The organism is Ochrobactrum sp. CGA5 (assembly GCF_006345815.1).
Lineage (GTDB): Bacteria > Pseudomonadota > Alphaproteobacteria > Rhizobiales > Rhizobiaceae > Brucella.
In genome coordinates this window covers 361756-387007 of sequence record NZ_VCIG01000038.1, presented here as the reverse complement: position 1 = coordinate 387007, position 25252 = coordinate 361756, and the positions used below count along the sequence as shown (strand labels likewise).

Here is a 25252-nt window from a genome sequence, read left to right as displayed (position 1 = left end):
ATGTCCAACAAAATGCTTATAGATGCCTCCCACCCGGAGGAGACCCGGGTTATCGTCACTCGGGGCAACAAGATTGAAGAATTCGACTTCGAGTCGGAACACAAGAAGCAGCTGAAAGGCAATATTTATCTCGCACGTGTTACCCGTGTCGAACCCTCGCTTCAGGCTGCGTTCGTGGAATATGGCGGTAATCGTCATGGTTTCCTCGCCTTCTCGGAAATCCATCCGGATTACTACCAGATCCCGGTAGCAGACCGGCTTGCGCTTCTTGAAGCGGAAGCAAACGCCGCGCGCGCGGAAGACGAGGAAGACGAACCTCGCACCAAAAGCGAGCGCAGCGACCGGAATGATCGTTCACGCCGCAACCGCCGTCGCGGTCGTCGTGATGGGCAGGCCAATGCTGCCGACAAAGCACTGCCCGCCGCTGAGCCTGTCGGCCCAGCTTTCGAGAACTATGTGCCCGGCACACCAGCCATTGCCCTTTCGCAGAAAAGCGATGTGATCTCCGAAGCCATCGACAATGGCGACGAGGATGACATCGAACATGAAGAGGACATGGTTGAATCCGTTGGTTCGGAAGATGCGCTTGAAGAGCTCCCATCCCCCGCCCGCACCAATCGTCGCCAGTACAATATTCAGGAAGTGATCAAGCGTCGCCAGATTCTGCTGGTGCAAGTTGTCAAGGAAGAGCGCGGCAACAAGGGAGCGGCTCTGACGACCTATCTTTCGCTTGCCGGACGCTATTCGGTACTGATGCCGAACACCGCGCGTGGCGGCGGCATTTCGCGCAAAATCACCCAACCCCAGGATCGCAAGCGCCTGAAAGAAATCGTCAAGGAGCTCGAAGTGCCGCAGGGCATGGGCGTGATCCTGCGTACGGCTGGCGCGAACCGCACCAAGGCCGAAGTCAAGCGTGACTACGAATATCTGATGCGTCTTTGGGAAAACGTGCGCACGCTGACGTTGCAATCCACGGCGCCCGCCCTCGTCTATGAAGAAGGCAGCTTGATCAAGCGGTCGATCCGCGACCTTTATAACAAGGATATCTCGGAAATCCTCGTTTCGGGCGAAAACGGCTACCGCGAGGCTAAGGATTTCATGCGCATGCTCATGCCGAGCCATGCAAAGGTCGTCCAACCTTATCGTGAACAGGTTCCCATCTTCACACGCAACGGCGTGGAGGCACAACTCGACCGTATGTTGCTACCACAGGTCACGCTCAAATCGGGTGGCTACCTGATCATCAATCAGACGGAAGCCCTTGTCGCCATAGACGTGAACTCTGGTCGATCGACGCGCGAACATTCAATCGAAGACACAGCGCTCCAGACCAACCTGGAAGCTGCGGAAGAGGTTGCACGCCAGCTCCGCCTGCGTGACCTTGCCGGTCTGATCGTCGTCGACTTCATCGACATGGAAGAAAAGCGCAACAACCGCGCTGTCGAAAAAAAGATGAAGGACTGCCTGAAGGATGATCGCGCGCGCATTCAGGTGGGCCGCATCTCACATTTCGGCCTTCTGGAAATGTCACGCCAGCGTATTCGTGCATCTGTTCTCGAAAGCACGATGCAAGTCTGCCCCCATTGCGGAGGAACCGGCCATGTTCGCTCGGATTCTTCCATGGCGCTGCATATTATTCGCGGCATTGAGGACTATCTGTTACGTCACTCCGGTTTCGACATTCATGTCCGCACCCCGGTTGCGTCAGCACTGTATGTTCTTAATCACAAGCGCCAGCTCCTTGCCGATCTGGAAGGGCGCTTTGGCGTAGCGATCAGCATTGACGCCGATGAGAGCGTCGGTCACCAACATTTTGTCATCGACAAGGGCGCGCCGTCAACACGGCCGATCACCCAGCCGCCGGTTCAACCGATGGCCTATATTGAAGATGACATCGAAGACCCGGAAATCCCGGTCGATGAGGACGAAGCCGAAGAAGAAACCACGACAAGCGCTCCGGCTCGCGAAGATCGGGGCGAAGAAGGTGACCGCAAGCGTCGTCGCCGTCGCCGTCGTCGCGGTGGCCGCGATCGCGAGAACCAGGAACAATCTGGCAAGACCGATTCCGTTTCAGAAGACGATTCCGATGAAGAAAGTGAAGCAGATGATGCACAGGAATCATCTGCGAATGTTTCGCTAAGCGAAGAAGACCGCCGCAAGAAGCGTCGCCGCGGTCGCCGGGGCGGACGCAAGAACCGTCGCGACGACGAACCGCGTACGCGCAAGGTTCCTGATCCGGAATTCGTCGGTTACACTCCGGTCTTGCCAGTCAAGGCGGAGGAAGCCGTTGCAGAGGTAGCGGTGGAACAAGCGGCTGAAGCCCCCGAAATTACGGCTCCAGTTGCTGAATCTGCAGGCGAAGAAAAGCCCGCCAAGGCGGTCCGTAAGCCACGCACTCGCAAGTCTGCGAAGACTGAAGAAGTGGCTGAGGATGTCGTCGCCGCTGAAACAGAGGAAAAGCCTGCCAAGCCTGCTCGCAAGTCCCGCAGCCGAAAGAAGGCACCCGAAGAGGCTCCGGAGGAACCTGTAGCGGTGGCCGATGCACCGGAAGCGGAAATGGAGAAGCCAAAGCGGCGCACCCGCAAGGCCGCTGAGAAGCCAACTGTTGAACTGGAAGAAGCTATCACGATTGAAGCCGAAACAACGACTATTGCCGAGCCGCAAAAAAGCGCTGATCCTGTCGTGACTTCAAGTGAGAGCGATGACCAGAAACCCAAGCGGGCAGGCTGGTGGCAGAAGAAGGGCTTCTTCTGAGACCGGTTTCACAACCACAATTAAAAGAAAACCGGCGGAAACGCCGGTTTTTCTTTATCTTGTGATATTGATGAAAGGTTGGAGAAAGCCTGAACCGGCTCAGGCTTTCTGTTCTGGCAGCCAGCCTTCAAGGCGCTGGACAGCCTCTTCCATTTCCTCAATCTTGCCAGCATAGGAAAAGCGCATCGTACGATGCCCGTCCAGTGGATCGAAATCGAGTCCCGGTGTTGCTGCAATATTGATCTCAGCAATCATCCGGCGGGCAAATTCCATGCTGTCATTGGTGAAGCGCGAGACGTCGCAATAGGCATAGAAAGCACCATCCATAGGTGCCGCCAAGCTGAGGCCAATGCGTGGAAGATGATCCAGCAGGATGCGCCGGTTCTGGCGATAGCGATCCTTTACCCGCTCGAGTTCCGTCGTTGCATGAAAGGCTTCGATGGCTGCGCGCTGTGAAAGCTCCGGTGCAGAGATATAAAGGCTCTGGCTCAGTCGCTCGATTGCGCGGATATCGCTTTCAGGCAGAACCATCCAGCCGATCCGCCAGCCAGTCATGCAGTAATATTTGGAGAACGAGTTGATGACCGTTACATCGTTGGACATCTCCAGAGCCGTCATATCATCCGTTTCATAAGAAAGCCTGTGATAGATTTCGTCGGAAATGACGCGGATATCCAGATCACGCGCCGTTTCGATGATGGCTTTCAATTCCGCCTTGTCGATGACAGCGCCGGTGGGGTTGGCCGGACTTGCAAACAATACGCCCTTCAGAGGCTTTTCAGCATGTGCGGCGGCAAGTGCCTCAGCAGTCAGAGACGCCGATTTTCCACTGCCGGTCGGTATTTCCACAACCTCAAGCCCCAGCGCCATCAATATGTTGCGGTAAGCGGGATAGCCTGGACGTGTAATGGCAACCCTGTCACCCGGATCAAAATAGGCCACGAAAGCCAGATTGAAAGCAGCCGACGAACCGGTCGTGACCGCTATGCGCTCCGGCAAAACTGAAACACCGTAATGATCGGCGTAATGCGTAGCAATCGCCTCTCTCAGTTCAGTCAGTCCCAAAGCGTCAGTGTAACCGATGCGCCCGTCCTTCAAAGCACGTTCTGCAGCTTGTCGAACAACTTGCGGTGCCGGGTCTGCAGGCTGGCCTACTGCCATCGAAATGATCGGATGCCCGGCCGCTCGACGACGATTAGCCTCTGCCAAAACGTCCATGGCATGGAAGGGTTCGACTGCGCTGCGGCTGGAAAGGGTGACCAACTTTTACCTCCAGAAAATTGCGACTTTCGCACTCTGCATTCGCCGTACAATTGCCGGATTGGTAAAGCAACAGCACGTTGTGAGAAAATACGCCAAACTCGATATGGAGATTATCTCTCGTTCGCCTATCGATGCCGCCTATCGATGATTGAATGCAAAGGCTATAAGATTCGGACCAGTTTGAAGAAGGAAGAACAACACGATGGGGACGATGACCACACCATTCCCACCCAGAAGATTTTCTTTCCATAATTTGGTTCGCCGTTCTGTAGCAGTCGTGGCCGCAATGTCCATAGCTGTTACCAGTGTCCTGCCCGCGTTCGCACAGTCGCGCGGCGGTGGCGTACCCATCGTGCGGGATGCCGAGATCGAGGCCCTTGTTGCCGATTATGCTGCGCCGATTCTAAAGGCTGCTGGGTTGGGCGGTCGGGGTGTTCGCGTTATTCTGGTCAACTCGCAGAGCTTTAATGCTTTCGTCGACGGACGGCGTATTTTCATCAATACGGGCGCCATCATGAAGGCCGAAACGCCCAATGAAATTATTGGCGTGATCGCGCACGAATCGGGACACTTGGCAGGCGGACATCAGGAACGTTTGCGTGAACAGTTGAGCCGAGCCCGCAATATGGCGATCATCGGTATGTTGCTTGGTGTTGGTGCCGGTGTCGCAGGTGCAGCAAGTGGCAGCGGCAATGCAGCGGGAGCAGGTGCGGGCATCGCCATGGGCTCAGGCGAAATAGCTATGCGCAGCGTGCTCAACTATCAGCGCACCGAAGAAATGACCGCCGATCGCCTCGCCGTGAACTATCTCAATGCCACAGGGCAATCGGCCAAGGGAATGCTCAATACGTTTGAACGCTTCGCGTCGGCTTTATCGCTTACCGGTACGCAGATCGACCAATACCGCATCAGCCACCCCCTCCCGCGTGAGCGAATTGCCAATCTGGAAGAGCTTGCGAAAAAAAGCCCATACTTCAACAAAACCGATTCTCCGGCCTTGCAGATGCGCCACGATATGGCGCGTGCAAAGATTGCGGCCTATTCGGGCAACATGGGCGCACTTCAGCGCATGTTTCGCGGTAATCCCGGCGGGCTCCCTGCCCGTTATGGCAACGCAATCACGACATTCCTGAACGGATCGGCTCGTTCTGCGCTGCCGAAGTTCGATGCCTTAATCAAGGAACAGCCTAAGAACCCGTATTTCCAGGAAATGCGCGGTGAAGTCTTACTGAAAGCCAATGATGCTGCGGGAGCGGCAAAAGCATTCCAGAAGGCCGTTTCGCTCGATTCACGCAAGTCGCCCTTGCTGCGCATGAGCTACGGGCGCGCCCTCATGCTCACCGGCGCGAAGGCAAATATGCCGACGGCGATCAAAGAGATCAAGGCGGGCATAGCTTCAGATCCCGAGTTCCCAGGGGGGTACGGTTATCTGGCACAGGCTTATGGCCAGCAAGGTGACATGGCGCTCGCGGACCTCGCCACGGCGGACATGAACTACTATTCTGGCAAGCTTCAGCAGGCCAAGATCTTCGCCATCCGCGCACAGAAGCAGATGAAGCCCCGTTCACCGGAATGGCTTCGCGCGCAGGACATTATCAATACCAACAAAAGCAAGTAAGGTAGCAGTTTGCGCCTGAAACCGGTATTCTAGACAGATTGGAATTTGGAATGAAGAACGCAGTTTCCATAACAGTTGCCAGCGGCATTGTGGGCATAGCAGCTCTGGCAGTGGGTTATTATGCTGGCACTGTCCGGCAGACTCCAACTACCGTGGAAAGCTCTGCCGCCCCTTTAGCCTCTATGGTGATGAACCAGCAGGCCATTGAAAACGTCGTGCGGAACTATCTCATCCAGAATCCTGAACTGATGCTGGAAGTGCAAAGCGCACTGGAAACCAAACAGGCACATGCGGCGCAGGAACAGATCAAGCAGGTGCTGACCGCCAATCGCGCTTCCCTTTACGATCCAAAACATGACGCAGTCTTCGGTAATCCAGACGGCGATGTGACAGTCTACGAGTTCTTCGACTACAATTGTGGTTATTGCAAGCGGGCGTTACCGGATATGAAAGCGATCCTGAAAACTGACAAGAATGTCCGATTTGTCATGAAAGAATTCCCGATTCTTGGTCCAGACTCGGCGAAGGCGCATATCGTGGCACAGGCATTCAGAGCGCTGATGCCGGAAAAATATGCCGAGTTCCACCAAACGCTACTCGGCGCCCAGGAGCGCGCAACGGAAGATTCCGCTATCGCCGATGCAGTAAAGCTGGGGGCCGATGAAGCACAGCTGCGCGAGAAGATGAAAGATCCGGCCATTACCGGCTCATTCCAGCAGACCTATCAACTGGCACAGCAGCTCAACATTACCGGCACACCATCCTATATCATCGGCGATGAACTGATTCCTGGTGCGATCGGCGTCGATGGTCTGGCTGAGAGAATCGCCACTGCGCGCGCTGCTGCAAAAAATTGAGCTAACCAGCAGTGGTTTGACTGATCACTTTTGTGAAACAATTTAGGCGGTAGCATCAACTGTCTATGTTGCGAGAAGGGAAATTACCGTATTGCCTGCTTATTTTGCAAAGAATGGCGGGAAAAACCGGTACGGCAAAACCTCTGCAATGATTTAGAGGGTTTCGACTTGCGTCCAAGCCCTCTATATGAAATGCGAAGTGTACCGAAATTTCGCGGAAGCGCGTTATCAGTCGCGGACGGATATGACAAAAACGGTTTTTGTTTTGAACGGCCCCAATCTCAACCTTCTCGGCAAACGAGAACCGGGGATATACGGTGTTGCGACGCTCGAGGATATCGAAGCGGACTGCAAGCGTGAGGCTGAACAAATTGGACTTGATGTCGACTTCCGTCAGTCGAATTACGAAGGCGATCTGGTGACCTGGATTCAGGAAGCGGGCGAGAAAGACGCTTATGTCCTTATCAATCCTGCTGCCTATAGTCACACTTCGGTTGCTATTCATGATGCGATCCGTTCGGCCAAGGTAACGGTCGTGGAGGTGCATCTTTCTAACATTCATGCGCGTGAGGCTTTCCGGCATCACTCTTATGTATCCGCAGTCGCCAAAGGTGTTATTTGCGGCTTTGGCGCGGAAGGATATCTGCTCGGTCTGCGCGCGCTTGCGGCAATTGCCAAAGAAGAAGAAAACAACGGGCAAAGCGTTAAAGGGGCCTGATATGTCCAACAAAAATTCCGTTATTGATAAGGAAACGATCCGCGACCTGGCGGACATTCTCAACGAAACCGACCTGACCGATATCGAAGTGGAGCACGGTGATCTTCGTATCCGCGTTTCGCGCAAGGTCACGGTTCAGGCCGCAGCTACCGTTATGCCAGCAGCAGCTCCTATCGCCGCTGCGCCGGTGGCGTCGGCTGCTGTAGCCGCCGAACCTACCAAGGCCGATCTTTCGAAGAACGCCGTTCCGTCGCCGATGGTTGGTACCGCCTATCTCGCTCCTGCTCCGGGCGCCCGCAACTTCATCGAGGTTGGTGCTCAGGTCAAGGAAGGTCAGACGCTTCTGATCATTGAAGCCATGAAGACAATGAACCAGATCCCGGCCCCGCGTGCTGGTACGGTCAAGGCCATCCTCATCGAAGACGCTCAGCCGGTGGAATTCGGTGAGCCGCTCGTTGTAATCGAATAAGATTACAGATTACGGCTTATTCAATGAACGGGCAGCAAAGCGCAATGTTTCAAAAGATACTCATAGCCAATCGTGGCGAAATCGCTCTTCGCGTGCTCAGGGCTTGTAAGGAACTGGGCATCAAGACAGTCGCCGTTCACTCCACGGCAGACGCCGACGCGATGCACGTGCGTCTGGCAGATGAAAGCGTCTGCATCGGACCGCCGCCGTCGCGCGACAGCTATCTGAACATCCATCAGATCGTTGCTGCATGCGAGATCACAGGCGCTGACGCAATCCATCCAGGTTACGGCTTCCTGTCTGAGAACGCCAAGTTCGCGGAAATCCTCGAAGCACACGACATAACCTTCATTGGCCCTACCGCCTCACATATCCGCATTATGGGCGACAAGATCGAAGCCAAGCGCACTGCAAAGCGCCTCGGTATTCCGGTTGTTCCCGGTTCGGATGGCGGCGTAACGGATGACGCTGAAGCCGCTCGCATCGCGAAGGAAATCGGTTATCCGGTCATCATAAAGGCTTCGGCCGGCGGTGGCGGACGAGGCATGAAAGTCGCGCGCAGCGAAGAAGATCTTTCGGTGGCGCTGGCAACTGCTCGTTCCGAAGCGGGCGCGGCATTCGGTGACGACGCAGTCTATATCGAGAAATATCTCGAAAAGCCGCGGCACATCGAAGTTCAGGTCATGGGCGACGGTGCAGGTAATGCCATCCATCTAGGCGAACGCGACTGCTCGCTGCAGCGCCGCCACCAAAAGGTTTGGGAAGAAGCCAATTCACCGGCGCTCAATGCCGAAGCACGCGAAAAGATCGGAATGGTCTGCGCCAATGCCTGTGCGGAATTGGGCTATCGCGGTGCCGGAACGATCGAATTCCTATATGAAGACGGCGAGTTTTATTTCATTGAAATGAATACGCGCCTTCAGGTGGAGCATCCAATTACGGAAGCAATCACAGGTATCGATCTCGTTCACGAGCAGATTCGCGTCGCGGCCGGTCTCGGCCTGTCGGTAAAGCAGAAGGATATTCGCTTCTCTGGCCACGCCATTGAATGCCGTATCAACGCTGAAGATCCGCTCACCTTTGCGCCTTCGCCGGGCCTGATCACGCATTATCATACGCCAGGTGGCCTTGGCATCCGCGTGGATTCAGGTGTTTATTCCGGCTATCGCATTCCGCCTTATTATGACAGCCTTATCGGTAAGCTCATCGTGCACGGTCGCAATCGCGTCGAATGCATGATGCGTCTGCGCCGCGCGCTGGACGAGTTCGTGGTCGACGGTGTGAAAACCACCCTGCCGCTTTTCCAAGACCTGATTGCCAATCAGGACATCGCCAATGGCGATTACGACATTCATTGGCTGGAGAAATATCTGGCCAAGAAAACCAAAAGCGAAAGCGCCTGACGAAAGTGACCGCAGGAGTGTCCCCGGACGACTATTCAATCGAACCGGAGTTACTCCTGCGGGCCTATGCCACGGGAGTATTTCCCATGGCTGAAGAAGCCGACGATCCCGAGGTCTTCTGGGTCCGTCCAGAGAGGCGTGGTGTTATCCCCCTTGACAGCTTTCACATGCCGAAAAGCCTTCAGAAGACAATCCGCCAGGGTATTTTTGATATAAAGCTCGATAGCGATTTCGAGGGTGTGATTGAGGGCTGCGCCAGCGGAACGGGCGAGCGAGCGCGTACCTGGATCAATGGACCGATCCGCGAAGCCTATAAGAAACTATTTGAAGTCGGACATTGCCACACAGTCGAAGCCTGGCATGACGGACAGCTCGTCGGTGGACTTTATGGCGTCACGCTCGGGCGCGCCTTTTTCGGCGAGAGCATGTTCACGCGTAAGCGGGATGCTTCAAAGGTCTGCCTCGCCTATCTGGTCCAGCATCTGATCAGTCGAGGCTTCGTGCTTCTTGATACACAGTTCACCACACCACATCTCGAAAGATTCGGCGCTGTGGAAGTTCCAAGAGAAAAATACGAGAAACTACTGGAAAGCGCGCTCGAAGGAAACGCTTGCTTCTAATGAGCTACTGTCAGTTACGCTGATCCGGTGGTGGAACTTCCGACTTCTGCTTGCAGTCCTTCAGCCAGACATCATAGATCGGATGCTCGACAGCGTTCAGACCTGGACTATCAGCGAACATCCAGCCGGTAAAGATACGTCGAATCTTACGATCCAGCGTAATTTCGTCGACTTCAACGAAAGCATCCGTACGAGGCGCTTCGTTCTCCGTGCGGGAATAGCACACTTTCGGCGTTACCTGTAGGGCGCCGAACTGAACAGTCTCATTGATATAAACGTCAAATGTAGTGATGCGTCCGGTGATTTTATCCAGACCTGAGAACTCAGCAACCGGGTTGGTGATGCGTTCAGCCATGGCTGTCTGGAAGCTGCTGGTGGTCGCAATTAATGAAATCAGGGCAAGCTGAACAACCCTTTTGATCAAGTTTTTCCCGTTGCCAGCCGCGCCGTGAGATTGCTTCGTCAAAACGGAGATCCGCATCCAAAGGGTTTAAATTGAGCCGGAATAATTCCTAAGCATGAAATGTGACGATTCGTTGCCATGCCGCAAGCCGCAATGCTTCCATCGGTAGGCAGCGAGCCAACTATCCTCAAACCTTTTCCGCAATAGCGTCAAAAGGCTGACATATAAGAAATCCGGCGCGAATTAATGCGCCGGACAAATAACAAGCCTGATTATCAGTTGCCCGGCGTCCAAGCATCATACTCGCCAGTCACACGGGGGCGTTCCGCAGGTTCTGTACCTGGACGGGCGATAGCACCCTTGGGACGATAAGCCAACGGAGAACCGGTCAGGTTCTGCAGGTGCGGCTTCTGCCAGTCACGCGGCTTGTAGTCTTCCTTGGTAGGCGGCGTGTCGACGCGATGATGCATCCAGCCATGCCAGCCGGGAGGAATAGCACTTGCTTCCGCATAGCCATTGAAGATTACCCAGCGACGCGTGCGACCTTCAGAGTCCTTGCCGCCCTGATAATAGATATTGCCGAACTCGTCCTCACCAACCCGCTCGCCCTTACGCCACGTATGAAACCGTGTGCCTAGAGTCTGGCCGTTCCACCAGGTGAACACTTGCGTAATAAATTTCTTCATGACCTATTCCAGATCCATTATTGCCACGGGTGACCGAAACCACCGGGTTTTCTTGCTTATGGCCCTATCGACCGGCCAAGGCAAGGGTCAAGTTGCCGCTGTCACAAGAGTATGATGAGCTGCAAGCGTGCCCTTTCAGGCTTTCGAGTTCTCGCATATCCTGAACCCTAAACCGGTCCCAGTTGCGGAAAACTTATTTTACATATTCCAGCTTTCGAGCGATTTTTCCATCACCAGCACCGGTTCCTTGCAATTGGGATCACCCCAATCTTCGTTTCGGCCGACTTTGGCATAACCTTTGCGCTCGTAAAAATTTACCGCTTTAGCGTTTCTCTCGATCACTTCGAGCTTCATCGTACGAACATCGGGAAAAGCCATTTCGATTTCAGCGAGAAGCATCGTCCCGATACCCTGAACCTGTGTGTCGGGACGAACATAAAGCTGATGCAGCGAAGCCTTGCCTTCTTCCGACTGGCTGGCAAAAGCCATGCCGTCAATGCCACCATTACCGTTATCGGCGACGATGAATTCCGAATAGGGCTTCTTCAGATTGGCCTTCAGAACAGCAATGCTGTGCCATTGGGCGGTAACGGCATCCACCATTTCCCGCCCAAGGATATCATCAAAGGTCGCGTGCCAGGTCGATACAAGCAGTTCATGCACTGCCTTGAGATCGGCTTCGGTCGCGCTCCTGACCCACATCACTCTTCAATCCCGAGCTTGGCCTTGACCAGTTCATTGACGGATTGCGGGTTGGCTTTACCGCCAGTTGCCTTCATGACCTGACCGACGAACCAACCAGCCAATGTCGGCTTGGCCTTCGCTTGCTCAACCTTGTCCGGGTTGGCGGCGATAACGTCGTCAACGGCTTTCTCGATGGCACCGGTGTCCGTGACCTGCTTCATGCCACGTTCTTCAACCAGCTTCCTCGGGTCCCCCCCCTCATTCCAGACGATCTCGAAAAGATCCTTGGCGATCTTACCGGAAATCGTGCCTTCCTTGATAAGATCGATGACCGCACCGAGCTGTTCGGGGCTGACGGGCGATTCCTCTATGTCCTTTCCGGCCTTGTTCAGCGCACCAAGAAGGTCGTTGATCACCCAGTTTGCCGCAGCCTTGCCGTCACGACCGGCAGCAACTGCTTCATAATAGTCAGCAATGGCCTTCTCGGTAACCAGAATCGATGCATCGTAGATTGAGATGCCCTGCTTCTCTACGAGGCGCTGCTTCTTGACATCCGGTAGTTCCGGCAGATCGGCTGCCAGCGCATCCACGAATGCCTGGTCGAACTCCAACGGGAGAAGGTCAGGATCGGGGAAATAACGATAATCATGCGCTTCTTCCTTGGAGCGCATAGACCGGGTTTCGCCCTTTACAGGATCGAACAAGCGAGTTTCCTGATCGATGGAGCCACCGTCCTCGAGAATGGCGATCTGACGACGCGCCTCATATTCAATTGCTTGACCGACGAAACGAATCGAATTGACGTTCTTGATCTCACAACGCGTGCCGAATTCACCACCCGGACGGCGTACGGAGACGTTTACGTCAGCGCGCATGGAGCCTTCATCCATATTTCCGTCGCAGGTGCCGAGATAACGGACAATCGTACGGAGCTTGGTCAGATATGCGCGTGCTTCATCCGACGAGCGCAGATCCGGCTTCGACACGATTTCCATCAAGGCGACGCCAGAACGGTTCAGGTCCACATAGGACATCGTCGGATGCTGGTCGTGCATGGACTTGCCCGCATCCTGTTCCAGATGCAGGCGCTCGATACCGATTTCCACGTCTTCAAACTGGCCCTTATTGTCCGGGCCGACCGAAATCATGATCTTGCCCTCGCCAACGATTGGCTGCTTGAACTGTGAAATCTGATAGCCCTGTGGCAAATCGGGATAGAAATAGTTCTTGCGGTCAAAAACCGACTTCAGATTGATCTGAGCGTTGAGCCCGATGCCCGTACGAACCGCCTGCTTGACGCACTCCAGATTGATGACGGGCAGCATGCCCGGCATGGCAGCATCAACCAGAGAAACATTCGAATTCGGCTCCGCACCGAACGAGGTTGAAGCGCCGGAAAACAGCTTCGATTCTGACGTGACCTGCGCATGGACTTCCATGCCGATGACGACTTCCCAGTCGCCGGTCGCGCCGGAGATAAAGCGTTTAGGTTCAGGTGTACGCGTATCGATTAGGGACATTACTGGCTCGATAATACTGTGATTGGGCTGAAACTGATTGTTGTATTGGCTAGAGCAAAGCCCCACCGGATGCAAGCTTTTCAGCCACCAATTCCATGAACGAAAAACGAAAAGGCCGCGCTATGCGCGGCCTTTCCAAATTCATACCATAAGCAAAGATCAAGCCTCTTCAGACTTACCTTCGTCAGCTTTCTTCTTAGGAGCAGCCTTCTTCTTGGCAGCAGCCTTCTTGGCTGGCTTTGCCTCCGAAGCAGCATCTTCGTCTTCAGCCGTCAGCTCTTCCTTCGACACCTTCTTGTCGGTGACGTTGATGTTTGCGAGCAGATGGTCAACGACCTTCTCTTCAAAGATCGGGGCACGCAGGTTGGCAACGGCATCCGGCGTCTTGCGCAGGAATTCGTAGATTTCCTTTTCCTGCCCCGGATAGCGACGAACCTGATCATATACAGCGCGCTGCAGTTCTTCTTCAGAAACTTCTACACCTGCCTTCTCACCGATCTCCGACAGAACAAGGCCGAGGCGTACGCGACGCTCAGCAAGCTTGCGATATTCTTCGCGAGCAGCTTCTTCGGTGGTTTCTTCGTCTTCGAAGGTGCGACCAGCCTGCTGCAGGTCAAAATTGATCTGCTGCCAGATGTTATTGAATTCGGCATCAACAAGCTTCTGCGGCGTTTCGAACTGGTAATCACCGTCCAGAGCGTCGAGAATCTGACGCTTGACCTTCTGGCGGGTAATCTGACCGTACTGGCTTTCGATCTGCTCGCGAACAACCTGACGCAGGCGCTCAAGCGATTCGATACCAAGCTTCTTCGCGGTTTCGTCATCGAGAACGAGTTCATTTGGCTTGGCAACTTCCTTGACCTTGATGTCGAAGGTCGCTTCCTTGCCAGCCAGATGAGCGGCGCCGTACTCAGCCGGGAAGGTCACGGTGATGACCTTCTCGTCGCCAGCCTTGACACCGACGAGCTGTTCTTCAAATCCCGGAATAAACTGGCCGGAACCGAGAACGAGCTGCGCATCATTGTCCGCACCACCTTCAAACGGCTCGCCATCGAGCTTACCGAGATAGTCGATCGTGACGCGGTCTTCGTTTTCAGCCTTACCCTTCTTGGTTTCAAAGGTGCGGGTCGAAGAAGCGATGCGCTTGACCTGATCGTCGACTTCTTCATCTGAAATATCGACGACTTCACGGGTAACCGCGATCTTCGAGAAGTCTTTGACTTCAATGGCCGGGAGAACTTCGTAGTTCAGCGAGAAAACGAAATCGGCCTTGCCGTCGAGAACCTGTTCGGCCTCTTTTTCATCTTCCGACATGATAACTTCAGGCTGGGTAGCTGACTTTTCGTTACGTTCAGCGAGAAGCGAACGCGACGAGTCGTTGAGGATTTCGTTGACGATCTCGGCCATGAAGGATTTGCCGTACATCTTGCGCAGATGACCTGCAGGCACCTTGCCCGGACGGAATCCGTTGATGCGTGCGCGACCACGCGCAGTTTCGAGCCGCTCCGAGAGCTTGGCTTCGAGGTCCTTGGCCGGAACCACGACTTTGATCTCGCGCTTCAGCCCTTCATTGAGCGTTTCGGTAACCTGCATGTTCAAACCTTCACTTCTTGTCATTATCCCGCCGTCACCGGCTTGTTTGCCTTGTCGCGGGAGAGAAATTCTTTTGCCTTATGGCAGTTGGTGCGGATGGAGGGACTCGAACCCCCACGGTCTCCCGCCAGAACCTAAATCTGGTGCGTCTACCAATTTCGCCACATCCGCTTCTGAACCGAAGAGCATTCCTCAGAACGCACTATAATTCGTCTCAGATATTGAACCGCCCCTCGAAAGCGCGCGTCTCTATATCATCCAATTTTCCCGGTTCAAAGGAAAAAAGCCGCTTTCCCAGTAGAGAATTACCAGGCTCGATCAGGCTGAGCTCTTCCTACCCTTTCCGTCTCTATATAGCGATCTTGTCGCGTCAGCCAACCCTTATGAAACGAGGCATCATCACAGGATCAGTAAAGTGGCTCCTGATAAAGCTGCCGTCCATCTTCCTGCAAGGCTTTAATGACCGGCATTCCGTTCGGATCGACAGCCACTACGGCAGTGATCCGCTGCTCCCTCTGTCTGTCTTCGATCGCACGCCCCTGTCCCTCGGGTATATAATATCGTTCAATGCCGAAATTGAGACGAACACTTGATTCTGGATCATCGGAGATGGAATAGGCGGCCTCGCCGCGAATCTGCACTTCGCCCGCGTCGAGCCGTAAAATCGGAACGAATGACGCGCGTGAGAAACGCGCTATCCCAGTCGCATCGGGCTTCACCGCCACATAGACGGTTCGCGAACCGGCAGGACGCTCGCCTTGTATGTCCTTTCGTGACAGAGCAGAAATAGCGTAACGCAGTACAACGTAATCACCACGCATCAGATCGCGTGGGTCGAAAGGTTCCGTCTGAAGCGTCAGTTCCGTACCCGAGCGCAAAACAGAAGCGCGTCTTTCTATACCTGCATAAAGAATGCCGGTTTGCAGCAACGCCGTGACGGTCGCTCCGACATAAAGCCATTTGAGTCGAATAGTCATGGGCGAGACTCCATGCTGCTTTTCCTTCCGAAGCGATTTTCCATGCGCCTCACAAAAGCAGCAAGCAGCAGCACGAGAATGCCCGCAGTCAAAAAGAAGCCGGATGTTCCGATCATGGTGCCAACCGTCTCGAAAGCCAAATAGAGAACCTGAAACGAAAACGCAGCATAGGCGATAGAGCGTAGGCCACCATTGTTTCGACCGGCTACAGCAATAGCTCCGATCGCAAGCGCCAGTGTAAAGATACTATATAGAGTGTCCTTATCCAGATTTGCTGTGTCGCCAGAATAGGAAAACACCTGGTTGACCTGAAGCGTGACAAGCGCCAGCAGCGCGAGAGCCAGGCCGTAAGCGGCGAGCGGACGAGCAAAGCGAGTCAATCGTTGCACTGTGTCATGGGCAAAGCCGTCAGCCAGTATCAGGCCGATTCCCACCATCAGCATAAGGAACAGCACCGTATTGCTTTCATGCTCCGCATAGATGAGCAAAGCCCAGCCGATGGAAAACATCGCCCATAGATGTGCGGCATGTCGCGAGCGCGTGAACAAGGCCGCCCCAGCACCAAACAACAAAAGCAGCGGACCGATCCACCGATAGCTCAAATCGTCATAGGACGACGTATCAAATACGTAGGTCGAAAGATAAAAGCAGGCAACGCCGGCACCGAAAGCCGCCAGTACCGGTGCGCGTAAAAGAAAGGCCGAAACCAGAACGCCGACAGACCAATAGATTGCGGCGGAATGAATATCGCCGGACAGATGATACATTTGCCCCACAAGTGCCAGCCCGGCCCCGAATGACGCTGCACCTACAATATAGAGTGCCGCCGGCAACATCTTGTCACCACGAGATTGCCGCCATGCTCCGCCGAGATAACTCACCCATATCAGAACGAATATGAGGCCGATCCGCATGAGGCGTGGCATTTCCTGCCAGTTCGCAGCAACCAGCATGATAACCGCTGCGCCGAGAAGCAGCCCGCCAAGCGTGGCCAGTACGGAACCAAGGCTAAAAACAGAAGCACGCTTCTCAAGGTCGGCATTGAGTTTCGATGCGGTTTCCACATCGATCAGACCGTCCCGTTGCCATCTCTCGATCAGGCGTTCAACAGAAATGGAAAATGACAAATTAGCTCCTGGTCATTCTGTCAGTTGTCGGTATCGCAACCGTAAGCGTTTGAGAACATATAGGAAACTATACCGACGGCAAAGAGTGGGATCAGATCGCTTTGCGGCAATTTTGTGCCCCGCCAGTCTAATCGATTTAACGTGTCGTGCAGGACCCGCACAGCAGCTATGCAAACTCGGGTCTGCAACCTGCGAAAACAATAGCTTATATCATGGACAACAAACGAGATGAATTGAACAGAACTCCAGTTCCTCAACGATGAAGGAATAGCAAGATGAACCTCCTCCGCTCTTACAACAACTGGCGCCGTTATCGCGACACCGTCAATGAACTCAGCCAGCTCTCTACCCGTGAGCTGAACGATCTTGGCATCTCCCGCGCGGACATTCCGTTCGTGGCTCGCCAGACCAAGGCTCGCTAATTTAACGAGTCCCGCAGTTTCTCCCGATACGGGTTTCACCGAGTCTGGCTCCTCCTCCCACCAGGCTTGGTTCATCGCAAAGCCACCCTCCTCCCAGGTTTTGCGATAACAAGACCGGTTCTCCTCCTCCCAACGCCGGTCTTATTATAATGGCATCCGTCGCTCCTCCTCCCGCGACGGATGCCATTTCTTTTTCCGGCACGATTCCCCTTAGTGATGAGCCTTCTCCATTGAAGGCATCCAGCAAAGGCGATAAGGGAATGGCCCATGTCAAACACATCCGATCTCTCTCCCGTTCACGTCGTCGGCGGCGGTCTTGCCGGTTCTGAGGCTGCATGGCAGCTCGCGCAGGCGGGTGTACCCGTCATCCTGCACGAAATGCGCCCGGTGCGTGGCACCGATGCCCATAAAACCGAGCAACTGGCTGAGCTTGTATGCTCCAACTCTTTCCGCTCGGATGATGCCGAAACCAATGCCGTCGGTGTTCTTCATGCCGAAATGCGCCTTGCCGGATCGCTCATCATGGCTTGCGCCGATGCGCATCAAGTTCCTGCTGGCGGCGCACTGGCTGTCGACCGCGAAGGCTTCTCACAAGCTGTCACAGCTCGGCTTGAAACCCATCCGCTGATTATAATCCTTCGGGAAGAGGTTACCGGCCTTCCGCCAGAGGAATGGGGAACAACCATCGTTGCCACTGGACCTCTGACCGCGCCTTCGCTGGCTGAAGCCATTCAGAAGCAGACCGGTGCGGATGCGTTGGCCTTCTTCGATGCCATCGCGCCAATCATTCATTTTGATTCGATCAATATGGATGTCTGCTGGTTCCAATCGCGCTATGACAAGGTTGGCCCCGGCGGCACCGGAAAAGATTATATCAACTGCCCCATGGATAAGGAGCAGTATGAAGCGTTTGTGGCCGCATTGGTTGAAGGCGACAAGACCGACTTCAAGGAATGGGAAGGTACGCCGTATTTCGATGGCTGCCTGCCCATAGAGGTGATGGCCGAACGCGGGCCAGAAACCCTGCGTCATGGTCCAATGAAGCCTATGGGTCTTACCAATGCCCATAACCCGACGGTAAAACCCTATGCCGTCGTGCAGCTCCGCCAGGATAATGCACTCGGCACGCTCTACAACATGGTCGGTTTCCAGACCAAGCTGAAATACGGCTCCCAGACTGGCATATTCAAGATGATTCCCGGCCTGGAAAATGCGGAATTCGCCCGACTCGGCGGCCTTCACCGCAACACCTATCTGAATTCTCCCGTACTGCTCGACGGCACGCTTCGCCTGAAATCACGCGAAACATTGCGGTTTGCCGGTCAGGTGACGGGTTGTGAAGGTTATGTCGAATCGTCAGCCATCGGTTTATTGGCAGGTCGTTTCACCGCCGCAGAAAAGCTGGGTCAGCCGCTGACGCCGCCGCCGGGCACAACCGCGTTCGGTGCTCTGCTCGGCCATATTACAGGTGGACATATTGTAGCCGATGACGAACCGGGCAAGCGCTCGTTCCAACCAATGAATGTGAATTTCGGCCTGTTCCCACCCGTCGACGTTCCGAAACCGGAAGGAACGCGCCTGCGCGGCAAGGAAAAGACGGTTGCCAAGAAACGCGCGCTTTCCGCACGTGCGCTGGCAGATTGCCGTCAATGGTTGGGACTTGCCGATTAAAATCAACATAGGCTTCAGTTTGAATCGACTGAAGCCTATCTGCTCCCGCCATTCAGAAGTTTGCCCTGAACATGAGCCATTGTTTTCTGACGGCTGAAATATCTGCCACCTTTTCCGCAGCCTGCGCGCCTAGATTCTCAATTGCCCGCAGATAGGCTGGAACAAGCGCCAAAGGCAAGAATGCCGGAGCTAGACTCTTCGGTAACTCTGACTTGTTCTTCTCGAAAATCGCCAGATGTTCACGCGCGAAAGCCAGAATGATGCTAATGACGCGCTCTATCGCTGCTTTGTCTTCGCCCGCTATAAAAGTTTCGCGTGTGACTCCGACTGCCTGCAACATATCAGCGGGAAAATAAAGTTGCCCGCGCCGCCGATGAATAGGCATAAGGCGAAGCAAGCCGGTCACGGCTTGTGTTACTCCAGCATGGCCGGTTATTTCGGTCTGCGCCTGTGCGGCGTCTCTGTCCAGCACAAAACCCGCTAATTGGATTATAGCCGATGCGGTTTCGCCGCAATACCCCTCCAGATCATTGCGGCTAGGCATCGGATCGTCATAAAGATCGAAGATGCGTGCTTCGCAATAATTGTCAAAAGCAGTTTTAGGCAGCTCATATTTTTCAATGGTGCTTGTCAGCGCTGCCGCAATGGGATGCGCTTGCGCACTGCCCCTCGCCTCGCCGTTGATAAGATCGCGCCACCATTGCAGCCGAACTTCGCCGGGCAATGGCTCGTGCACGAGATCACGGATACGCGCAACCTCGGCGTTAAAGGCGTATAATGCAGCCAGACCGCCACGCCGATCTTCCGGTGCATAGAGCACTGAAAGATAGCGATCCCGGTCAGCTTCGCGAAGCAATGCCAGGCAATGTGCCTCATTCTCGTTCATGATGTTAGTCTACAGCAATCAAAGCCGCCGCGACCGCACGATCTTCGGCAAGTAGCACATTATAGGTACGCACGGCGGCGCCCGTGCTCATGGGATCAGAAGAAATGCGGTGTTCGCGCAAGATGGCGCGCACCTCTTCGGGGATACGGCGCAGGTCCATGCCCGTGCCCACCAGCAGAATCTCAATATCTGATGCCTGCTCTAGGACCATCTCCAGGTCGGCTTTGGCTAATACCGGCGGCGTCGCAGGTTCCCAGCCGTGAATTCCCGAAGGCAGGCAAATGATAGACCCGCGATGCGACATTTCGGCGAAACGGAAGCCTCCATTGCCATAGGCATCAATGGGAGCACGGCCTGGATAATGGGCTTCGCGTATCTCTATCCCTTTGGCCATTTTCAGCTTTCCAAATTCAGTGATTGCGCCAGTTCATCGTCCATAGAATCGCCCTTTTCGGGACCGCGCGGCTTGAGCCCGAACTGCACGAGCAATGGGGCGGCGATGAAGATCGACGAATAGCTTGCAACAATAATACCGACGCTCAGCGCCAGCGCAAAACTGCGTATATCAGCGCCACCGAAGGCGTAGAGCGGGATATGAGCGAGAAATGTCACGAAGGACGTCAACAGGGTACGCGAAAGCGTCTGATTAATAGAGGCATCGATGATGGCAGGCAGTGGCGCACTTTTATAGACCCGCAGATTCTCGCGCACACGGTCGTAGATCACCACCGTATCGTTGAGCGAATACCCAATGATCGTCAAAATTGCGGCAACGCTCCAGAGATTGAATTCCATGCGGAACACTATGAACATGCCTGCAAGGATGATGACATCGTGCAAGGTTGACAGCACTGCGCCAAGAGCGAGTTGCCAGCGGAACCGAACCCACACGTAGATGAAGATGCCGATCAGCGACAGAATAACCGCCATAATACCGGCGCGGGAAAGCTGTTCCGAGACCGTCGGTCCGACGACTTCAACACGCTGGAACGAATAATCCTCCTCGAATTCTCCGCGTAGCTTCACCGCGACGGTTTGTTCGGCATCATCACCGACTTCCTGGCTGCCGATAATGACAAGGGCAGAGCGCGGGGATTTTGCTGGTAAAACACGGGCGCTGTCGATGTTGAGTTCGCTGAGACGCTCGTTGATGTCTTCAAGGTTGGCGTCGCCGCTCCGGGCCTGCAATTCGACCATCGAGCCGCCACGGAAATCAATACCGTAATTGAAGCCTATATTTATGAATAGGGCGACTACAATAGCGCACGCCAGAACAGAAATACCAAGTGTCACAAACTGCAAGCGCATGAACGGAATATGCGTTACGGTCGGAACCAGTTTCAGACGACGCTTAGGCACTTCCTTCGGTTTGGCTGTACGCACCCATTGCGCGATAAGCAGCCGCGTGAATGTGAGCGTGGTGAAAAGTGTTGTGCCGATACCGACCGCAACTGTCAGCGCGAAACCGTGAACTGTTCCCGATCCAAGCAGGAACAGAACAAGCGCTGCGATAAGTGTGGTGAGATTGGCATCAATGATCGTAGAAAGAGCGCGATAAAAACCGGATTCCATAGCTTGAACGACGGAATAACCTTTGCGACGGTCTTCGCGCACACGCTCGTATATCAGGATATGAGCATCAACAGCCAAACCGATGGTCAGTACCAAACCGGCGATGCTGGCGAGACTGATCGAAGCGCCGATCAGTGATAATATGGCAGTGAGGATGATGATGTTGACAGCCAGTGCGACCATGGCAATCACACCAAGGATCCCGTAGGACAGGACCATGAACAGGCCGACCAGCAATGCCGCAAGCAAGGCTGCCAATGCGGCGGCGCTGGCATAGTCTTCGCCGAGAGCCGATGCAATCGTGCGTTCTTCCAGCACAGTAACATTCTGCGGAAGCGCGCCCGACCGCAGCACGACCGCCATGTTATTTGCGGCCTGAAGATCGAAAGCGCCTGAAATCTGGAGCTCATTCGTATCAAGCTTCTCGTCGACGGCGGGCGCTGAAACGACCTGATTGTCAACGACGATGGCAAAATTACCGCCAACGAGATGCGATGTTGCCTCTGCAAGGCTTTTGCGGCCTGCGTCGTCCAATGTCAGCGTAATGACGGGTTCGCTATCATCGTCGGAAAGTGTCGCCTTGGCGTCGGTTACATTGGCACCTGTCAGGATCGGTTGCTTCTTGACGAGGTAGCCGACAGGCGGGTCATCGTAGGAGTAGATGACTTCACTATCACCTGGTGGCGTACCACGGATGGCATCGTCCGGCGACATGGTGCTGTCTACAACGCGGAAAGAGAAATTGCCGCGAACGCTAAGAATGTCTTTCAGAAGTTGCGCATCATAAACGCCGGGAACTTCGACTCGAATCTGGTTGCGATTCTCCTCCCCCACGAGAGGTTTGCCATACCCGAGTTCTTCCAGGCGCTGCCGCATAATATTCGCGGTACGCTTGAGGTCATCTCGTCCAGGACTTTGCACCTGTAGCACCAGACGAGAGCCCCCGGAAAGATCGAGTCCTAGGGCGATCTGCTGCTTCGGCAGGAAGTTTGGTAGCTTTGCTAGCGTTTCACGCGAGAAAAAGTTAGGGGATGCGATGACGAAACTCACGAGAACCGCGAGCCAGATCAGGGCAGATTTCCAGCGTGAAAAATAGAGCATAGAGCAGCTTCCGTATCAGCTTGGATAGAGCAAGCCGGAGTTCGCCGATTGCGAACCGCTTTCCGGCGTCGTGGTACGCGCATCAGCGCTTACCGGATAATGCGCAGGCCCCGGTTATGGAAATCTTACCAGGGCCAGCGCGCCGTAAAAGATTACTTGTTCTTGTTGTCGGCGACGGGCTCGCCCTTGACACGAACATCCATCAACGTGCTGCGCATGACGCGAATGCGAACGCCTTCAGCGATTTCGACTTCCAGTTCGTTGTCGTCAACGACCTTCTGAACCTTGCCGACAATGCCGCCGCCGGTCACGACAGTGTCGCCGCGACGAACTTGACCCAGCATTTCCTGACGCTTCTTCATCTGGGTCCGCTGAGGACGGATGATAAGGAAGTACATGATCACGAAGATCAGGATGAACGGCAGAATGCTCATGAGCATATCTGGTCCAGCAGCGCCGCCGGATGCTTGAGCGAAAGCCGGTGTTACGAACATTAGGAACTCCTCTGAAGTCTCGAAGACAAATTATTAACGGCATTACAATGGTTAGCGCGCCAAATGCAACCGGCGATGATCCCGCCTGCGCCAAGGTCGCACACTTTTCGCCTCCGCTGTGACATGTTAAGCCGTTAGCCCTATCATCAGGGGCATGAAATGACGACCGAAGACATCCTCAGCCAAAAGCTGGACCGTTTGATCGCCGCTCTGGAACGCATTGCGCCGCCGGAAGCCAAAACACCCGATCTTGATGCTGCAGACTGCTTTGTCTGGGCTCCCGAACGACTGGCACTGGATCCGGTAAAGCGCGTTAACCGAGTGGATATCGCACTGATCCGTGGCGTAGATTTGGTACGTGACCAGCTCGTGGACAATACCCGGCGTTTCGCAAAAGGCTTCCCGGCCAATAACGTGTTGCTCTGGGGTGCGCGCGGCATGGGTAAATCCTCCCTCGTCAAGGCTGCACAGGCAAGCGTGAACGCAGAAATGCCGGACCGCGCTCAGCTCAAGCTGATCGAGATTCACCGTGAGGATATTGATAGCCTTCCGATATTGATGAACCTAATCAAGGACACAGACTATCGGTTCATTTTGTTCTGTGATGACCTTTCATTCGATCATGACGATACGTCCTATAAATCACTCAAGGCCGCGCTTGAAGGTGGTGTGGAAGGTCGCCCCGATAATGTGATCTTCTATGCGACCTCGAACCGACGTCATCTGATGCCGCGTGACATGATCGACAACGAGCGATCGACGGCAATCAACCCTTCGGAAGCCATCGAGGAAAAAGTATCGCTTTCTGACCGTTTCGGTCTTTGGCTTGGCTTCCACAAATGCAGTCAGGATGATTATCTCGCCATGGTCGACGGCTATGCAACGCATTTCAAGCTGGCTTACGATCCAGCCAAAATGCAGGCCGAAGCGCTGGAATGGTCGACAACACGTGGAAACCGTTCGGGACGTGTTGCATGGCAATATATACAGGATCTGGCAGGTCGCCTCGGAATTGCTATTTGAAACGACGAACTAACCATAAAAAGAAAGGCGGGCTTCTTGCCCGCCTTTTTGTTTATTCTTAGTCACGTTTCCAAGTACTTGGAAGGATTGACGGGAGCCGAATTCTTGCGCACTTCAAAGTGCAGCTTCGGAGATTTCGCGTTGCCGCTCATACCCGATTTCGCGATTTCTTCACCACGGCGAACCTTCTGGCCGCGCTGGACCAGTATCTGGCTGTTATGACCATAGACAGTGACAAGGCCATTGTCATGACGGATCAAAACCGTCTGACCAAATTCCTTGAGACCATCACCGGCATAGATAACGACGCCATTTTCAGCGGCTTTAACAGACGTTCCTTCTGGAACCATGATATCGATGCCGTCGCTCACCGATGTGCCGTCGCGCTGGCCGAAGCTCGCGAGAATGCGGCCACGTACCGGCCAACGCATTTGGGAAATGCCGGTTGAGGAAGGCGCTGCCGCCTGATCCTTTTCCGCTTCTTCAATGACTTTGTTGCTTGCCTGTGGCGGCGTATAAGGTTTCACATCGGCTTTCGCGGCCGGTGCGGTAGCCGTTTTTGCCGGGTTTTCTGGCTGCTGCGAAACCGCTGCTACCTGCGTTGCATTGCCTACTGCGGCAGAAGGAATGACGAGTGACTGACCGACCCGAATAGCGCCATTCGACAGACCATTTGCCTTCTTCAACTGTTCGACAGGAACGTTATGCCTCTGCGCGATTGAGAAAAGCGAATCACCGCTCTTAACCGTGTAGGTACCGTTTGGCGCTGGTGGCGTCGTAGCATTTGCGCCCGCCGAAGCCATATCGCTTGCCGAAGGCTTCTTGCCGTTGACTGCAGGCGCCTGCGGGACAACCGCAATATTGTTATCCGCTGGCCTTGGCATCGTTGGATTCGCCGGAAGCTGACCAAGCACCTTTTCCTGCGCGCCATTTACTGTATTGCGCGTAGATGTTGCCGCGCTGGCCACCTTGGTGCCTGCAGCATTGACCGTATTGTTCATACGGCTTGCGGCCATGTCCTGCGCCTGCCCGACATGATTCTGGATACTATTGGATGCCGTTGCGACTGGAGCCTGAACTGACTGTCGTGCTGCTGCGACAGGTGCTGCCATCGGCGCCGAAGACACCGGCGGCAACGAATTGCGCTGAACAGAACCACTCGAAGCAGGAGCCACGGGAGCCGCAGATGCATAAAGATCGCCGGCCGGCTGCTGCGCGACACGCTGACTGGACGTAGAGCCCGTACTGATACCATCAGTGAAGCGCATCGTATCGGCACTGCACCCGGCACCAAAACCGGCAATCAGAACGATCGCGACATTCCGCAGAAGACGTTCAGACGTGTGCTGCAAAATTTTTAAACGCATGTTCAACTCGCCCATACTCGAAAC

23 protein-coding genes and 1 tRNA gene are annotated in these 25252 nt (G+C 54.6%); 10 read left to right on the top strand and 14 right to left on the bottom strand.

Translation table 11 applies throughout. The features are described 5' to 3' along the window. Window positions 1-2754, top strand: coding sequence for a ribonuclease E/G (locus FJQ48_RS14835; protein WP_139975758.1), 2754 nt, complete (start codon window positions 1-3; stop codon window positions 2752-2754). A gap of 99 nt (window positions 2755-2853) precedes the next feature. Here FJQ48_RS14835 and FJQ48_RS14830 read toward each other — a convergent pair whose 3' ends face one another. After that, window positions 2854-4017: an aminotransferase class I/II-fold pyridoxal phosphate-dependent enzyme gene (locus FJQ48_RS14830; protein WP_139975757.1), complete on the bottom strand. Its 1164-nt coding sequence runs from the start codon at window positions 4015-4017 to the stop codon at window positions 2854-2856. A 202-nt stretch (window positions 4018-4219) separates the two neighbouring features. On the opposite strand from FJQ48_RS14830, the gene FJQ48_RS14820 reads away from it, so the two are divergent. The 6 genes from FJQ48_RS14820 to aat all read left to right on the top strand — a co-directional run bounded on the left by FJQ48_RS14820 (window position 4220) and on the right by aat (window position 9702). Beyond that, window positions 4220-5635: a M48 family metalloprotease gene (locus FJQ48_RS14820; protein WP_139975755.1), complete on the top strand. Its 1416-nt coding sequence runs from the start codon at window positions 4220-4222 to the stop codon at window positions 5633-5635. Window positions 5636-5685: 50 nt separating this feature from the next. Continuing rightward, complete coding sequence (locus FJQ48_RS14815; protein WP_139975754.1) at window positions 5686-6492, top strand: DsbA family protein; 807 nt, start codon at window positions 5686-5688, stop codon at window positions 6490-6492. Window positions 6493-6736: 244 nt separating this feature from the next. Continuing rightward, on the top strand, window positions 6737-7210 hold the full coding sequence (gene aroQ, locus FJQ48_RS14810) for a type II 3-dehydroquinate dehydratase (RefSeq protein WP_139975753.1): 474 nt from the start codon (window positions 6737-6739) through the stop codon (window positions 7208-7210). A 1-nt stretch (window position 7211) separates the two neighbouring features. After that, entirely contained in the window at window positions 7212-7679 is a 468-nt protein-coding gene (accB, locus tag FJQ48_RS14805; protein ID WP_139975752.1) for an acetyl-CoA carboxylase biotin carboxyl carrier protein, read from the top strand. 44 nt (window positions 7680-7723) lie between these two features. Beyond that, window positions 7724-9082, top strand: a complete 1359-nt coding sequence (gene accC / locus FJQ48_RS14800; protein WP_139975751.1) for an acetyl-CoA carboxylase biotin carboxylase subunit — start codon at window positions 7724-7726, stop codon at window positions 9080-9082. Between the two features lie 5 nt (window positions 9083-9087). Further along, the gene (gene aat / locus FJQ48_RS14795) at window positions 9088-9702 is read left to right on the top strand and encodes a leucyl/phenylalanyl-tRNA--protein transferase (protein ID WP_180350214.1); all 615 of its coding nucleotides are present in this window, start codon (window positions 9088-9090) and stop codon (window positions 9700-9702) included. A 10-nt stretch (window positions 9703-9712) separates the two neighbouring features. Here the strand turns inward: aat and FJQ48_RS14790 are convergent, their stop codons facing one another. The 8 genes from FJQ48_RS14790 to FJQ48_RS14755 form a co-directional block, all read right to left on the bottom strand. Then, on the bottom strand, window positions 9713-10183 hold the full coding sequence (locus FJQ48_RS14790) for a DUF2155 domain-containing protein (RefSeq protein ID WP_139975750.1): 471 nt from the start codon (window positions 10181-10183) through the stop codon (window positions 9713-9715). Window positions 10184-10380: 197 nt separating this feature from the next. Then, window positions 10381-10791 carry an NADH:ubiquinone oxidoreductase subunit NDUFA12 gene (locus FJQ48_RS14785; protein ID WP_010661260.1) on the bottom strand — a complete coding sequence of 137 codons (411 nt, stop codon included), beginning with the start codon at window positions 10789-10791 and terminating at the stop codon, window positions 10381-10383. A gap of 198 nt (window positions 10792-10989) precedes the next feature. Next, complete coding sequence (locus FJQ48_RS14780) at window positions 10990-11493, bottom strand: GNAT family N-acetyltransferase (protein ID WP_139975749.1); 504 nt, start codon at window positions 11491-11493, stop codon at window positions 10990-10992. Continuing rightward, window positions 11493-12995, bottom strand: a complete 1503-nt coding sequence (gene gatB, locus FJQ48_RS14775; protein ID WP_139975748.1) for an Asp-tRNA(Asn)/Glu-tRNA(Gln) amidotransferase subunit GatB — start codon at window positions 12993-12995, stop codon at window positions 11493-11495. The genes FJQ48_RS14780 and gatB overlap by 1 nt, the downstream gene beginning before the upstream one ends. A gap of 159 nt (window positions 12996-13154) precedes the next feature. Next, entirely contained in the window at window positions 13155-14588 is a 1434-nt protein-coding gene (gene tig / locus FJQ48_RS14770; protein ID WP_180350240.1) for a trigger factor, read from the bottom strand. Window positions 14589-14676: 88 nt separating this feature from the next. After that, a tRNA-Leu gene (locus FJQ48_RS14765) sits at window positions 14677-14759 on the bottom strand. A 236-nt stretch (window positions 14760-14995) separates the two neighbouring features. Continuing rightward, window positions 14996-15565: a GDYXXLXY domain-containing protein gene (locus FJQ48_RS14760; protein WP_139975746.1), complete on the bottom strand. Its 570-nt coding sequence runs from the start codon at window positions 15563-15565 to the stop codon at window positions 14996-14998. After that, on the bottom strand, window positions 15562-16692 hold the full coding sequence (locus FJQ48_RS14755) for a DUF2157 domain-containing protein (protein ID WP_139975745.1): 1131 nt from the start codon (window positions 16690-16692) through the stop codon (window positions 15562-15564). The genes FJQ48_RS14760 and FJQ48_RS14755 overlap by 4 nt, the downstream gene beginning before the upstream one ends. 275 nt (window positions 16693-16967) lie before the next feature. On the opposite strand from FJQ48_RS14755, the gene FJQ48_RS14750 reads away from it, so the two are divergent. Together FJQ48_RS14750 and trmFO are read left to right on the top strand one after the other, a co-directional pair. Then, window positions 16968-17114: a DUF1127 domain-containing protein gene (locus FJQ48_RS14750; protein WP_006466676.1), complete on the top strand. Its 147-nt coding sequence runs from the start codon at window positions 16968-16970 to the stop codon at window positions 17112-17114. Window positions 17115-17381: 267 nt separating this feature from the next. Then, on the top strand, window positions 17382-18785 hold the full coding sequence (gene trmFO, locus FJQ48_RS14740; protein WP_139975744.1) for a methylenetetrahydrofolate--tRNA-(uracil(54)-C(5))-methyltransferase (FADH(2)-oxidizing) TrmFO: 1404 nt from the start codon (window positions 17382-17384) through the stop codon (window positions 18783-18785). Window positions 18786-18837: 52 nt separating this feature from the next. Here trmFO and FJQ48_RS14735 read toward each other — a convergent pair whose 3' ends face one another. The 4 genes from FJQ48_RS14735 to yajC form a co-directional block, all read right to left on the bottom strand. Next, a complete protein-coding gene (locus FJQ48_RS14735) occupies window positions 18838-19671 on the bottom strand; it encodes a phytoene/squalene synthase family protein (RefSeq protein WP_139975743.1) in 834 nt (277 codons plus the stop codon). A gap of 4 nt (window positions 19672-19675) precedes the next feature. Next, entirely contained in the window at window positions 19676-20065 is a 390-nt protein-coding gene (locus tag FJQ48_RS14730) for an Mth938-like domain-containing protein (RefSeq protein ID WP_139975742.1), read from the bottom strand. Between the two features lie 2 nt (window positions 20066-20067). Continuing rightward, entirely contained in the window at window positions 20068-22344 is a 2277-nt protein-coding gene (secDF, locus tag FJQ48_RS14725; RefSeq protein WP_139975741.1) for a protein translocase subunit SecDF, read from the bottom strand. 152 nt (window positions 22345-22496) lie between these two features. Next, on the bottom strand, window positions 22497-22838 hold the full coding sequence (yajC, locus tag FJQ48_RS14720; RefSeq protein ID WP_139975740.1) for a preprotein translocase subunit YajC: 342 nt from the start codon (window positions 22836-22838) through the stop codon (window positions 22497-22499). Between the two features lie 159 nt (window positions 22839-22997). On the opposite strand from yajC, the gene FJQ48_RS14715 reads away from it, so the two are divergent. Then, a complete protein-coding gene (locus FJQ48_RS14715; RefSeq protein WP_139975739.1) occupies window positions 22998-23861 on the top strand; it encodes an ATP-binding protein in 864 nt (287 codons plus the stop codon). 62 nt (window positions 23862-23923) lie between these two features. Here FJQ48_RS14715 and dipM read toward each other — a convergent pair whose 3' ends face one another. After that, window positions 23924-25243 (bottom strand): cell division endopeptidase DipM, encoded by a 1320-nt coding sequence (gene dipM / locus FJQ48_RS14710; protein ID WP_139975738.1) that lies wholly within the window; start codon window positions 25241-25243, stop codon window positions 23924-23926. Window positions 25244-25252 lie beyond the last annotated feature (9 nt).